The 13,427-nt window shown below is 66.3% G+C and carries 10 protein-coding genes; 6 read left to right on the forward strand and 4 right to left on the reverse strand.

The features are described 5' to 3' along the window. Nucleotides 1-227 precede the first annotated feature (227 nt). From FFK22_RS38445 to FFK22_RS38460, 4 genes are all read left to right on the forward strand, one after another. Nucleotides 228-1,157, forward strand: coding sequence for an ABC transporter substrate-binding protein (locus FFK22_RS38445; RefSeq protein WP_138893170.1), 930 nt, complete (start codon nt 228-230; stop codon nt 1,155-1,157). A gap of 105 nt (nt 1,158-1,262) precedes the next feature. Then, on the forward strand, nt 1,263-2,444 hold the full coding sequence (locus FFK22_RS38450; protein ID WP_221939186.1) for an ABC transporter permease: 1,182 nt from the start codon (nt 1,263-1,265) through the stop codon (nt 2,442-2,444). Next, entirely contained in the window at nt 2,441-3,364 is a 924-nt protein-coding gene (locus tag FFK22_RS38455) for an ABC transporter ATP-binding protein (protein ID WP_138893171.1), read from the forward strand. Before FFK22_RS38450 ends, FFK22_RS38455 begins: the two co-directional genes overlap by 4 nt. After that, the gene (locus FFK22_RS38460; RefSeq protein ID WP_138893172.1) at nt 3,361-4,134 is read left to right on the forward strand and encodes an ABC transporter permease; all 774 of its coding nucleotides are present in this window, start codon (nt 3,361-3,363) and stop codon (nt 4,132-4,134) included. Before FFK22_RS38455 ends, FFK22_RS38460 begins: the two co-directional genes overlap by 4 nt. On the opposite strand, the gene soxR is transcribed toward FFK22_RS38460, so the two are convergent. The 4 genes from soxR to FFK22_RS38480 all read right to left on the reverse strand — a co-directional run bounded on the left by soxR (nt 4,131) and on the right by FFK22_RS38480 (nt 10,939). Beyond that, a complete protein-coding gene (gene soxR / locus FFK22_RS38465) occupies nt 4,131-4,592 on the reverse strand; it encodes a redox-sensitive transcriptional activator SoxR (protein WP_138893173.1) in 462 nt (153 codons plus the stop codon). The genes FFK22_RS38460 and soxR overlap by 4 nt on opposite strands. A gap of 85 nt (nt 4,593-4,677) precedes the next feature. Then, complete coding sequence (locus tag FFK22_RS38470) at nt 4,678-5,835, reverse strand: MFS transporter (RefSeq protein WP_138893174.1); 1,158 nt, start codon at nt 5,833-5,835, stop codon at nt 4,678-4,680. A gap of 129 nt (nt 5,836-5,964) precedes the next feature. Beyond that, entirely contained in the window at nt 5,965-8,586 is a 2,622-nt protein-coding gene (locus tag FFK22_RS38475; protein ID WP_138893175.1) for a calcium-binding protein, read from the reverse strand. Nucleotides 8,587-8,704: 118 nt separating this feature from the next. Continuing rightward, on the reverse strand, nt 8,705-10,939 hold the full coding sequence (locus tag FFK22_RS38480) for a calcium-binding protein (protein WP_138893176.1): 2,235 nt from the start codon (nt 10,937-10,939) through the stop codon (nt 8,705-8,707). 214 nt (nt 10,940-11,153) lie between these two features. Between FFK22_RS38480 and FFK22_RS38485 the strand changes: the two genes are divergently transcribed. After that, nucleotides 11,154-12,056 (forward strand): LysR substrate-binding domain-containing protein, encoded by a 903-nt coding sequence (locus FFK22_RS38485; protein WP_138893177.1) that lies wholly within the window; start codon nt 11,154-11,156, stop codon nt 12,054-12,056. A 92-nt stretch (nt 12,057-12,148) separates the two neighbouring features. Next, a partial coding sequence (gabT, locus tag FFK22_RS38490) for a 4-aminobutyrate--2-oxoglutarate transaminase (RefSeq protein WP_138893178.1) occupies nt 12,149-13,427 on the forward strand: 1,279 nt, incomplete at its 3' end.

A 13,427-nucleotide genomic window follows, 5' to 3' on the forward strand; every position in this document is an offset into this window, starting at 1 on the left:
AAAATCTCGACGGTCTCTGGATGCCCGGGTCAAGCCCGGGCATGACAGTTTGGGGAGAATTCACTCATCTCCATTTTCTACAAATTTCTTAAGATTTTTCTTAACGAATTGACGTTTGCCAAGCGTCAATTAAGCTGCCTCTCCGCAACCGGAACAAGCGAGCCGGCGAACGTATTCGGTGAGGGAACACCGCCGTTCCGCTCGGCTCGAACAGAGAAGGCAGCGCCATGACCCCGTCCCCGTTCAAGCGCATCCTCGCCGCAGCCGCGCTCGGCGCCGGCCTGCTGGCCGCCTCCGCCGCCATGGCCGCCGATGCGGTCCGCGTCGGCTCGAAGGTCGACACCGAGGGCAGCCTGCTGGGCAGCATCATCCTGCAGGTGCTGAACGCCAACGGCATCCCGACCGAGAACAAGCTGCAGCTGGGCACCACCAAGATCGTGCGCAGCGCGCTGCTAGCGGGCGAGATCGACGTCTATCCGGAATACACCGGCAACGGCGCCTTCTTCTTCAGCATCGACACCGACCCGGCCTGGAAGAACGCGCAGGCCGGCTATGACAAGGTGAAGCAGCTGGACGAGGCGCAGAACAAGATCGTCTGGCTGACGCCGGCGCCGGCCAACAACACCTGGGCGCTGGCGGTGCGGCAGGAGGTGGCCGACGCGAACAAGCTGAAGACGCTCGAGGATTTCGCCAAATGGGTGAAGGACGGCGGCGACGTCAAGCTGGCGGCCTCGGCCGAGTTCGTCGAGAGCCCGGCGGCCCTGCCCTCCTTCCAATCGACCTACGGCTTCAAGCTGAACCAGGACCAGATCGTCACCCTGGCCGGCGGCGACACCGCCGCCACCATCCGCGCGGCGGCGGAGCAGACCTCCGGCGTCAACACCGCCATGGTCTACGGCACCGACGGCGCCATCTCCTCGGTCGGGCTGGTGGTGCTGGACGACAGCAAGGGCGCCCAGATCGTCTATGAGCCGGCGGCGACGGTCCGCGCCGACACCCTGGCCAAGTACCCGAAGATCAAGGAGGCGCTGGACCCGGTTTTCGCTTCGCTCGACCTCGAGACCCTGCAGGAGCTGAACGGCAAGATCGCCGTCGACGGCGAGGACCCGCAGGCGGTCGCGGCCGAGTACCTGAAGGCGAAGGGGTTCGTGAAGTAAGGCGGGGATGCCTCCCGTCTCCGCGACTTCTCTTCTAGTCCCCCCTCCCCTTGCGGGAGGGGGGCAGAGGGGATTCTTTGTGGTGCGGTTCCGACGAGAGCCATCGTGGCTGGCTTCTGCGTCATGACCGTCATCCGCAACCGCGTGCTGCTGGTGTTGGGTGCCGTCGCGCTGGCCGGGGTTCTGGCGCTGCCGATCCTGACCCATGCGCCGAACCGGCTGCTGTCCGGGAAGCCGATCGGCGCGCTCGATCTGGCCGGGTCCTGGGCGGTGCTGCCGATCGCGGCGGCCGTCCTGCTGCTGGCCGGCGCGTTCGTGCCGGCCCGGCGCTGGACCCTGGCAGTGCAGTTGGTTGCGGGCATCGGCATCGCCATTGGCCTCATCTGGCTGGCCGGGCTCCAGGCCGAGCTGCTGGCCGCCGGCGCCCGGCCCTCGGCCCGCACCTCGCTCGGCGCCGGCTTCTGGGTGCTGGCGCTGGCGGCGCTGCTGGCCGCGGCCGACGGCGCCCGCCGGCTGCAACTCGGCCCCCTCGCCCGGCTGGGCTCGGCCCTGTTGCTGGCCGCCCCGGTCGCGGCGCTGATCGCCGGCGGCGCGGTCGACCAGCTGTCGCTAATGAAGGAATACGCCCAGCAGCACGGCGTCTTCGGCCCGCAGGTGCTGCGCCACCTGCTGCTGGTCGGGCTGGCGCTGGTGCCGACGCTGCTGATCGGCGTGCCGCTGGGCATCGCCGCGCACCGCTCCGCCGCCGCGCGCGGGCCGATCTTCTCGATCCTTGGCATCATCCAGACGGTGCCGTCGATCGCGCTGTTCGGCCTGCTGATCGCGCCGCTGTCGGCCCTGTCCGCCGCCCTGCCCTGGCTCGGCATCGCCGGCATCGGCCTGACCCCGGCGGTGATCGCGCTGACCCTTTATTCGCTGCTGCCGATCGCCCGCAACACCGCCGCCGGGCTGGACCAGGTCGAGGCCGGGGTGATCGACGCCGCCCGCGGCATCGGCATGACCCGGCGCCAGATCTTCCGCAAGGTCGAGGTGCCGCTGGCCCTGCCCATCTTTCTGTCCGGCCTGCGCATCACCCTGATCCAGGCGATCGGCCTGGCCGCGGTGGCGGCGCTGATCGGCGCCGGCGGGCTGGGCGCCGTGATGTTCCAGGGCCTGTTCGCCAACGCCCTGGACCTGGTGCTGCTGGGCGCCCTGCCGATCATCCTGATGGCGGTGGCGGTCGACGCCCTGTTCCGCATCCTGGTCGACGCCCTGCAACCCCCGTCTTCGCTGAGGACAGCCGCATGATCGAGTTCGAGCATGTCAGCAAGGTCTTCGACGGCGTCAAGGCGGTCGACGACCTGACCCTGAGCATCCCCGACGGCGCCTTCTGCGCCCTGATCGGCTCCTCCGGCTCCGGCAAGTCGACCAGCCTGCGCATGATCAACCGGCTGATCCCGCACTCTTCCGGCAGCCTCCGCGTCGGTGGCGAGGACGTCACCGCGATCCCGGTCGAGGCGCTGCGCCGCCGCATGGGCTACGCGATCCAGTCGATCGGCCTGTTCCCGCATTGGACGGTGGCCCGCAACATCGCCGCGGTACCGACGCTGCTGGGCTGGCCGCAGCCGAAGATCGACGACCGGGTGCGCGAGCTGCTGGCGCTGCTGCAGCTCGACCCGCGCTTCGCGGAGAAATACCCGCACCAGCTGTCCGGCGGGCAGCAGCAGCGGGTCGGTGTCGCCCGGGCGCTGGCGGCCGACCCCGAGGTGCTGCTGATGGACGAGCCGTTCGGCGCGCTCGACCCGATCACCCGCGACGCGCTGCAGGCCGAGCTGGCGCGGATCCACCGCGAGACCGGCAAGACCGTCGTCTTCGTCACCCACGACATGGACGAGGCGCTGCGCCTGGCCACCCAGATCGCCATCCTCGACCATGGCCGGCTGGTGCAGCTGGGCAGCCCGCGCGAGATCCTGACCGCCCCGGCCAACGACTTCGTGCGCGACTTCATCGGCCGCGACGACCTCGGCCTCAAGCTGCTGGCGACCGAGACCGCGGCGGACCGGGTGCGGCCCGGCGAGCCGGCCGAGGGCGCGCCGATCCCGGCCGACGCCTCGCTGCGCACCGCGCTGTCGATCCTGGTGGCGCGCCATGCCGACAGCGCGCCGGTGGCGGCGGCGGACGGCAAGCCGCTGGGCGTGCTGCATCTCGACGACCTGGTGCGGGCGTGAGCGTCGCCGCCGCAGCAGCCTCTCCACGCCCGGGCTGGCGGCCCTGGCGCGACCCGCTGCTGTGGCTGGCGACCGGCTTCGCCGCGCTGGTGTTCGGGCTGCCGCTGAGCAAGCCGCTCTTCGCCGCCTGGTTCCCGCAGCTGGAGCGGCCCTTCTACGAGGCCGACAGCTTCCCGGCCCTGGTGCTGGCCCATGTGCTGCTGGTCGGGGCATCGAGCCTAATCGCGATCGTCATCGGCATCGCCGCCGGCATCTTCGTCACCCGCCGGTCCGGGGCGGAGTTCCGCGGCCTGGTCGAGACCGTGACGGCGATGGGCCAGACCTTCCCGCCGGTGGCGGTGCTGGCGATCGCCGTGCCGATGATCGGCTTCGGCGCCTGGCCGGCGCTGATCGCCCTGTCGCTCTACGGCCTGCTGCCGATCGTCGAGAACACCATCGCCGGGCTGGAGCAGGTGCCGCCGGCGGCGCGCGACGCGGCCGAAGGCATGGGCATGGGGCCGCTGCGGCGGCTGTGGTCGGTCGAGCTGCCGCTGGCGGCCCCGGTGATCCTGGCCGGCATCCGCACCTCGGTCGCGATCAATATCGGCACCGCGGCGATCGCCTCGACCGTCGGCGCCCGGACCCTGGGCACGCCGATCATCGTCGGGCTGAACGGCAACAACCTGGCCTATGTCATCCAGGGCGCGCTGGTGGTCGGCACGCTGGCGGTGCTGGCCGACCTCGCCCTCGGCCGCGTGACCGAACTGCTGCAGCGCTGGAAGCGCGCCTAGGATCTCTCGGATCGAGGCTTGTTGTCGCCGATCCAGACCCTCGGCCCCGGCCCGAGGCGGGCGGCGCGGTCGGCCGGGTTGACGAAGCCGCAGGACGACAGCGACAGGCAGCCGCAGCCGATGCAGCCGGCCAGGCCGGATTTCAGCCGCTCCAGCTCCGCGATCCGCTCGTCGATCCGCCGGGTCCAGCCGCCGGACAGGCGCGACCAGTCCTCGCCGGTCGGGATGTGGTCGGTCGGCAGCGTGTCCAGCTCCGCCTTCACCTCCTCCAACGACATGCCGAGCCGCTGGGCGAAGACGATGAAGGCGATGCGCCGCAGCACCGCGCGCGGGAAGCGGCGATGGCCGGAGCCGGCGCGCTCGGACCGGATCAGCCCCCGCTCCTCGTAATAGCGCAGCGCCGAGGCGGCGACGCCGCTGCGCCGCGACACCTGGTTGATGGTCAGGACTCCGTCCATGGCTCCGTCACCGTGCCGATCGAGTTCTCAAGCTAACTTGAGCTTTTGGCCGGCTTCGATCAAGTCGAGACGGTCGGAGAATGCCTCAGGCCAGGGCCGGGGCGCGCTTCTCCAGCGTGTAGGACAGCACGGCGACGGCGAGGCCGATCACTGCGACGGCGGCGCCGAGATAGGGGATCTGGCCATAGGGCATGCCGGCGGTGATCGCGGCGCCGCCGAGCCAAGCCCCGGCGGCGTTGCCGAGGTTGAAGGCGCCCTGGTTCAGGGTCGAGGCCAGGTTCGGCGCCTCATGCGCCTGGTCGACCACGCGGGTCTGCAGCGGCGCGCCGAGGCTGAACTGGACCACGCCCCACAGCACCATCGCCGCGACGGCCGGCACCATGAAGGGCGCGGCCAGGCCGAAGCCGGCGCAGGCCACGGCCAGGGCGGCGAAGCTGGCCATCACCGCCGGCATCAGCCGCCAATCGGCCAGGCGGCCGCCGAACAGGTTGCCGACGGTGATGCCGACGCCGAACAGCAGCAGCGCGGTGGTGACGCCTTGCGGTGTCAGGCCGGAGACGGTCTCGAGGATCGGCGTGATGTAGGTGAAGACGCTGAACAGGCTGACCGAAGACAGGATGCTGAGCGCCATGGCCAGCAGCACCTGCGGCTTGCGCAGCACTGCGAATTCGGACAGCAGGTTGCCGGCCGGCGCCTCGCGGTCGCGCGGCAGCACGAAGGCGATGGCGAGGAAGGCGGCAATGCCGATCGGCACGATGGCGCCGAAGGTGGCGCGCCAGCCGGCGACATGGCCGAGCGCGGTGCCGAAGGGCACGCCCAGCACATTGGCCAAAGTGAGGCCGGAGAACATCAGGGCGATGGCGCGGGACCGCTGGTGCCGCGGCACGAGGCCGGCGGCGACCACGGCGCCGATGCCGAAGAACGCGCCATGGCACAGCGCCGTCAGCACCCGCGCGGCCATCAGCGACCAGTAGTCGGGCGCCAGCGCGCACAGCAGGTTGCCGAGGATGAAGACGCCCATCAGCCCGAGCAGCGTGGTCTTGCGCGGCAACCTGGCCGTCAGCAGGGCGACGATCGGCGCGCCGATGGTGACGCTGAGGGCGTAGCCGGAGACCAGCATGCCGGCCGCCGGGATGGTGACGCCGAGATCCCGCGCCACATCGGGCAGCAGGCCCATGATCACGAATTCGGTGGTGCCGATGCCGAACGCGGCAACGGCCAGGGCGAAGAGCGGCAGCGGCATGAGGGGGAATCCGGTGACGGGACGTCGCCCCTAAGATGCGCGCTTACCTTCGCGATAGGTCATACGAATGCTGCAATGCAGCATTCGGGAAATGCGGGGCGGAGGCCATAGGTCTCCGCCTACACGTCGTCAGGAGAAAACGAAGTCTGAGGCTTGGAGTTGCGACGCGGACGTGATTCCGGTCAGCTTGATCATGATGTCCACAACGCCATTGCCGTCCGCATCGACGAGAACTTGTCCATCCGCAAACCTCGCCTCGCTATTGCCGCGGCTGGTGAAGGCTGCCGATCCACGGTAGGCAAACTCTCCATGCAATAGATTTTCAAAATACAAATTGTCCAGACCCGAAGTAAAATCGGAAATCGTATCCACCCCCTCGCTCTTACCAAACCTAAATGAATCACCCCCCCACCCTCCGGTGAGAAGATCATTCCCACTACCACCCACTATATCGTCCCACCCCTCGCCGCCGATAAGCACGTCATTTCCGGAGTCCCCATAAAGATGATCCCACTCGACACCGCCGACAAGCCTATCATTTCCGCCGCCACCATAGATGGTGTTTCCATTATCTCCACCAGCGACAACGTCATTACCCAGACCACCATAAATCAATAAATTATAAAGCGAATTATGCACAGGAAGAGTTACTGAGTTTCCGTAATCAGATAGCGTTAGACTGTACACGTCCAAGCTAAAATCCTTTAATACGATCTCACCCTCGTCTTCAATTTTAAGCGCATTGGCTTGTATCGTAGAAATTGATGCAAGCTGCGCGATCGAAAGCTGCGTGACCGAAAATATACTTACAATATTCTCGATATTCAACAAGACGACATTGGAGAGATCAACAGAAGCACGAATGCCATCTCTTACAAAAATACTGCCCCCCACCGCGAGAAGATCCCGCCCGTTGCCGCCATCGAACGTCTCGCCTGGAGAGAGCTCCATCTGGGGGTCATAGTCTCGACCAGCGACCGCTATAACATCATCGCCACCACCTCCACTGACACGATCTTTACCAGTCCCGCCACGCAAAGTATCGGCTCCGGCGCCACCGACAAGGACATCACTGCCGACACCACCGTCCAGAAAGCCACCTCCGCTCCCCGCCGAAAGGAGGTCGTCCCCAGCGCCGCCGTAGATGGACGTGGCGCTGTCCGGCCCCTGCACGACGTCCCGCCCCCCTCCCCCTTGGATGCGAACGCCGAGACCAAGACCGTCATGCGGGTTCACGACCCCTGTCAGGTCGAGAGTATTTCCAAAGTCGGACAACGAAATTTCATCGACCGAGAGGTACTCCAGCGCTCGAAAATCGATATACCCCCCACTCTTGAAGCCGATCGACAGACCAGCGATGCTAGAAATAGCGGACACTTGACTGACATAAAATAGCAGCTCGGCTTTTGCGGAATCAATTTTTTCTATATTTCTTGTCACGAAGGATGTCATATCAACGGCGGCATAGTCGGTGAGAATATACAGAGTATCAACTCCACTCCCTCCGTCATAAACCTCTCCAGCGACTACTTCTGATTCGGAATACACGATAAGCGTATCATTTCCATCATCACCATATAAATAGTCCAAGCCATTACCACCATTTATCCTGTCATTACCGGAATTTCCAACGATCCGATCATTCCCGGCATAGCCCTCCATAGAGTTGGATCCAGTATTTCCGATTATGGCATTGGCCATGCCATTGCCAATCCCGGCAACATCCCATGTCCCGGTCAGGCTTAGCTCCTCGACATTGGCGCCAAGCTCGAAGCTGACCGACGATCGCACCCGGTCATAGCCCTCATTCGCTGCTTCCTGGGCCCTATCTCCAGTCGAGTCGATGTCGTAGACATCGTTGCCCTTGCCTCCGGCCATCGTGTCGCTCCCGGCCCCACCGTTAAGCACGTTGTTTCCGGCATTGCCGATGATTGTGTTCTTGAGTGCGTTTCCGGTGCCGGCCAGATCGGCCGTACCAACCAAGGTGAGGTTTTCGACATTAGCTGCGAGCTGATGGCTGATCCAAGCCACAACCTGATCGAGGCCCTCTCCCGCCTGCTCCACCACCCGGTCGCCGGCTGCGGCGACATAGTAGATGTCGTTGCCCTTCCCGCCGATCAGCAGATCGTCACCAGCGGCGCCGTTGAGCAGGTTGTTCCCGGCATTGCCGGTGATGGTGTTGGCCAGCGCATTGCCGGTGCCGTTGATGGCGGCAGTCCCGGTCAGGCTGAGTTCCTCGAGATTGGCGCCGAGCGTGAAGCCGACCGAGGCCCGCACCCGATCATAACCCTCATTCGCCGCCTCCTGGGCCCGGTCGCCGGCCGAGTCCACGTCGTAGATGTCGTCACCCTTGCCACCGGCCAGCGTGTCGCTCCCGGCACCGCCGTTGAGGACGTTGCTCCCAGCGTTGCCGATGATCGTGTTGTTCAGTCCGTTGCCGGTGCCGTTGATGGCGGTCGCGCCCTGCAGGATCAGGGCCTCGACATTGGCGGCGAGTTGATAGCTGATCCAGGCCAACACCGAGTCGGTGCCTTCACCGACCCGCTCCACGATCGCATCACCGGCCGCGGCGACGTAGTAGACGTCGTTGCCGAGCCCTCCCCCCATCAGGTCGTTGCCCAGGCCTCCGTTCAGCAAGTCGTCGCCGCCCGAGCCATAGAGCGTGTCGTTGCCGGCCTGGCCGTAGATCTGGTCTGCCCCGGCGCTGCCGAGGATGACATCGGCAGCCGCCGTTCCCCAAAATACGGGCATGAAACCCTCTCCCCTTCAAATCCGGCGCGCCGGCACCCGATCTCGCTTCGGCAACCAGCGCGCATACCCAACGAACCGTATCGTCCGCCCCGGTCGGCCGATGACGGCGACCGGCGTCTCAGAAGAACATGAAGTCGAAGGCGTGAAGCTGCGACGCGCTGGTGATACCCGTCAGGTTCACGGTGATGTCCGCCACGCCGTTGCCGTCCGTATCGACGAGCAGGTGCCCCGCAGTGAAACGCGCCTCGCTGTTCCCGCCGCTTGTGAACGACGCTGCTCCTAGGTAGCTGAAGGTGCCGTGCAGCAATCCCACAAACTGCAGCTTATCGCCCTCAAGCGATCCGAAATCCGAAATGGTGGTGCCGCTATCCGCAGCCCCCACAAACTCGAAACGATCCGAACCGGCGTCGCCGGTCAGAAAGTCGGCGCCACCACCCCCGATCAACCGATCGTCACCCGATCGACCATCCAAATGATTGGCGCCGTCATTGCCGGTGATGATGTTGTCGAGAGAATTACCAATTCCACTGAGACCAAGATGGCCAGAGATCGTCAATCTCTCTATATGGGACTCCATCAATATCGAAACAGCCGAGGTAACAATATGGTCAAATCCGCCGTCTGCCGCCTCAGCAATCTGATCGAATGGACTATCGACAATATAGGTATCATCACCAGATCCCCCGACTAGGACATCGATTCCGCCACCACCGTCCAGCACATTGGCCGCGGCGTTGCCAAGAATGACGTTGGCGAGTGCATTGCCGGTTCCATTGATGCTGGCCGTGCCGATCAGGTTCAGTTCTTCGACATTGGCGCCCAGCGTGAAGCTGACTGACGACCGGGCCCGATCGTTTCCCTCATCGACCGCCTCCTGGACCCGGTCGCCGGCTGAATCCACGTCGTAGACGTCATCGCCCTTGAGACCGATAAGGATGTCGTCTCCGGCCTTGCCATTCAGGACATTCGCCTCGAGGTTTCCCCTGATCGTGTTGTCGAGGCCATTGCCGAAACCGTTGATGTCCTCCCAGCCTTCCAGGAACAGGTCCTCGATATTGGCACCAAGAGCGTAGGTCACCGAGGCATGAACGATATCTTTGCCTTCACCCGCCAGTTCTCGTACCCGGTCACCCGAGGAACCGATGGTGTATGTGTCGTCGCCGGCGCCGCCCGCCAGAGTGTTGTCTCCATCCCCACCGAAGAGAAAGTCGTTGCCTCCGTTTCCGAACAGCACGTCGTTTCCGGCGCCCCCAAAAATGTGATCCCTGCCGACACTGCCGACGATCACGTTGTCCAGCGCGTTTCCGTCGGCCAGTTGGGAAAAACTGTTGCCCGTGAGCGTGAGGTCTTCAACATTGGCCGGAAGTGTGTAGTCGTCGCGCGACGTTTGCACCCGGTCATGACCCCCGTTCATCGATTCCTGGACCCGGTCGCCGGCCGAATCCACATCGTAGACGTCGTCACCCTGCCCACCGACCAGCGTGTCGTCGCCGGCGCCGCCGTCGAGCACATTGTTCGCGGCATTGCCGATGATCCGGTTGTTCAGCGCGTTGCCGAAGCCGTTGATGGCGGCCGTGCCTTGCAGGATCAACGTCTCGACATTGGCGGAGAGCTGATGGCCGACCCAGGCTTGCACCTGGTCGGAGCCCTCGCCTGCACGCTCCACCACCCGGTCGCCGACTGCACCGACGAAATAGATGTCGTCGCCCTTGCCTCCGATCAGCACATCGTCGCCGGCGGCGCCGTTGAGCAGGTTGTTCCCGACATTCCCGACGATGGTGTTGGCGAGAGCATTGCCGGTGCCGTTGATGGCGGCCGTGCCGCTCAGGTTCAGTTCCTCGACATTGGCGCCGAGCGTAAAGCTGACCGAGGCCCGCACCCGGTCGTAACCCTCATTCGCCGACTCCTGGACCCGATCGCCGGCTGAATCGACGTCGTAGACGTCGTTGCCCTTGCCCCCGATCAGTGTGTCGGCCCCGGCGCCGCCGTTGAGCACGTTATTCGCGGCGTTGCCGATGATCGTGTTGTTCAGTCCGTTACCGGTGCCGTTGATGGCCGCCGCGCCCTGCAGTATCAGGATCTCGACATTGGCGGCGAGCTGATAGCTGATCCAGGCGAGCACCTGATCGGTGCCCTCGCCCGCGCGCTCCACCACCCCATCGCCGACGGCCGCGACATAGTAGACGTCGTTGCCCAGGCCTCCGACCATGAGGTCGCCGCCCAGGCCCCCGTTCAGCCAGTCGTCGCCAGCCGCGCCATAAAGCGTGTCGTCACCGGCCTGGCCATAAAGCTGGTCCGCCCCGGCGCCACCGACGATTCTGTCGGCAGCCGCCGTTCCCCAAAATACCGGCATGAAATCCTCTCCCCCATCAAATCCGGCGCGCCGCGGCCGGTGTTCCCCGGCCTTCTCGCGCCCGTATCAGCTTAATCCCGGCTTCGCCCCGCTCGGCAATGCGGATTCTGCGCATTCGTGAAAAAATTCACATATCGGCCGAGCGCCCGGCACTGCCGCCGCCGTGCTAGGGTCCGCCTCGCCCGCCCCGAAACCGCCCCGACCCGAGACCGCCATGGCCCGCCGCCTGCCCCCGCTGCTCGCGCTCCGCGCCTTCGAGGCCGTCGGCCGGCTCGGCAGCGTCCGCGCCGCCGGGGAGGAACTGGCGGTCAGCCACACCGTGGTGTCGCGCCATGTCCGCAACCTGGAGCAGCGGCTGGGCGCGCGGCTGCTGCGGCCGGCCGGGCGCGGCCTGGCGCTGACGGCGGAAGGCGGGCGCTACCTGGCCCAGGTGGCCCAGGCGCTGGACCTGATCGAGCGCGCCACCGCCGAGCTGTCAGCGCCGCGCCGCCGCACCCTGGCGATCTGGTGCGCCCCCGGCGTCGCCTCGCGCCGGGTGCTGCCGAAGCTGCCGGAGCTGGAGGCGCTGCTGCCCGAGCACGAGATCACCCTGCTGCCGACCCTGGCCCGGCCCGACTTCGCGCGCGACGAGGCGGATGCCGAGATCATCTATCTGGAGGCGGCCGCGCCGCGCGACGGGGTGCGGGCCGAGCTCTTGTCCAGCCCGCGCGTCTTCCCGGTCGCCAGCGCCGCCTTCCGCGCCCGCCATGCCGATGTCGCGGCCCCGGCCGACCTGCTGCGGGTGCCGCTGATCCATGAGGAATCGACCGAGCAGTGGGAGCGCTGGCTGCACAAAGCCGGGGTGGCGGAGCTGCCGCCCTTGCGCGGCCCGCGGCTGTGGCACGCCCATCTGGCGATCGAGGCGGCGCGGCTGGGCCAGGGCGTCGCTTTGGCCAATGCCGTGCTGGCCGGCGAGGACCTGGCTTCCGGTGGGCTGGTCGAGATGGTGCCGTCCGACCTCCGCCTCGGCGGCTATTACTTCCTGTCCGAGGCGGCGCGCTGGGACGAGCCCGGCCTGGCCACACTGCGCGACTGGCTGCGAGATCTGTTCGCGACACCGAATGGCAACGGTGCATAGAATGCACCAGACACGTTCAAACTAGGCGATTGTGCAACGAGGCTGCCGCACCGACCTTCTTGTCCGAGGAGCTCAAACACCGAGGGGATGCCATGACCACCAATGCCGAGCTTTTCCAGCGCCGTAACGCCGCCGTCGTCCGCGGGGTCGGGCACACCACGCCGATCTCTGCCGCCCGCGCGCTGAACGCCGAGATCTGGGATGTCGAGGGCAAGCGCTATGTCGACTTCGCCGGCGGCATCGCGGTGGTCAACACCGGCCATTGCCACCCCAAGGTGATCGCCGCCGTGCAGGAGCAGATGGCGAACTTCACCCACACCTGCTTCCAGGTGCTGCTGTACGAGCCCTATATCGAGCTGGCCGAGAAGCTGAACGCGCTGGCCCCGATCAGCGGCCCGCTGAAGTCGGTGTTCTTCACCACCGGCGCCGAGGCGACCGAGAACGCGGTCAAGATCGCCCGCGCCGCCACCGGCCGCAGCGGCGTGATCTCCTTCACCGGCGCCTTCCACGGCCGCACCGTGATGGCCTCGGCCATGACCGGCAAGGTGGTGCCGTACAAGAAGGGCCTGGGGCCCGTGCTGCCCGAGGTCTGGCACCTGCCCTTCCCGGTCGCCCAGCACGGCGTCACCGTCGAGGATTCGCTGAAGGCGCTGAGCTTCCTGTTCAAGGCCGATGTCGACCCGTCGCGCGTCGCCGCCATCATCATCGAGCCGGTGCAGGGCGAAGGCGGCTTCTACGAGGTCCCGGCCGAGCTGATGCGCGCCCTGCGCCGGACCTGCGACGAGCACGGCATCGTGCTGATCGCCGACGAGGTGCAGACCGGCTTCGGCCGCACCGGCAAGATGTTCGCGATGGAGCATTTCGACGTCGAGGCCGACCTGATCTGCGTCGCCAAGAGCCTGGCCGGCGGCTTCCCGCTGTCCGGCGTGATCGGCCGGGCGCCGATCATGGACGCGGCCGACCCGGGCGGGCTGGGCGGCACCTATGCCGGCAACCCGCTGGCCTGCGCCGCGGCGCTGGCGGTGCTGGAGGTGTTCAAGGAGGAGAAGCTGCTGGAGCGCTCCAACGCCATCGGCGCCCGGATCAAGGCGCGGCTGGAGACGCTGTCGCGGCGCAACGACCTGCTGCCGATCGCCGGCATCCGCGGCCTGGGCGGCATGGTCGCCTTCGAGATCGTCAAGTCGCGCGGCGCCTACGACCCGGATGCCGAGGCCACCAAGAAGGTGACCCAGAAGGCCTATGAGAACGGCCTGGTGCTGCTGTCCTGCGGCGTCAACGCCAATGTCATCCGCATCCTGGTGCCGCTGACCGCCAGCGACGCCATCGTCGACGAAGGCCTGGACGTGCTGGAGACGGCCCTGGCCGCGGCCT

Source organism: Mycobacterium sp. KBS0706 (assembly GCF_005938675.2).
GTDB lineage: Bacteria > Pseudomonadota > Alphaproteobacteria > DSM-16000 > Inquilinaceae > Inquilinus.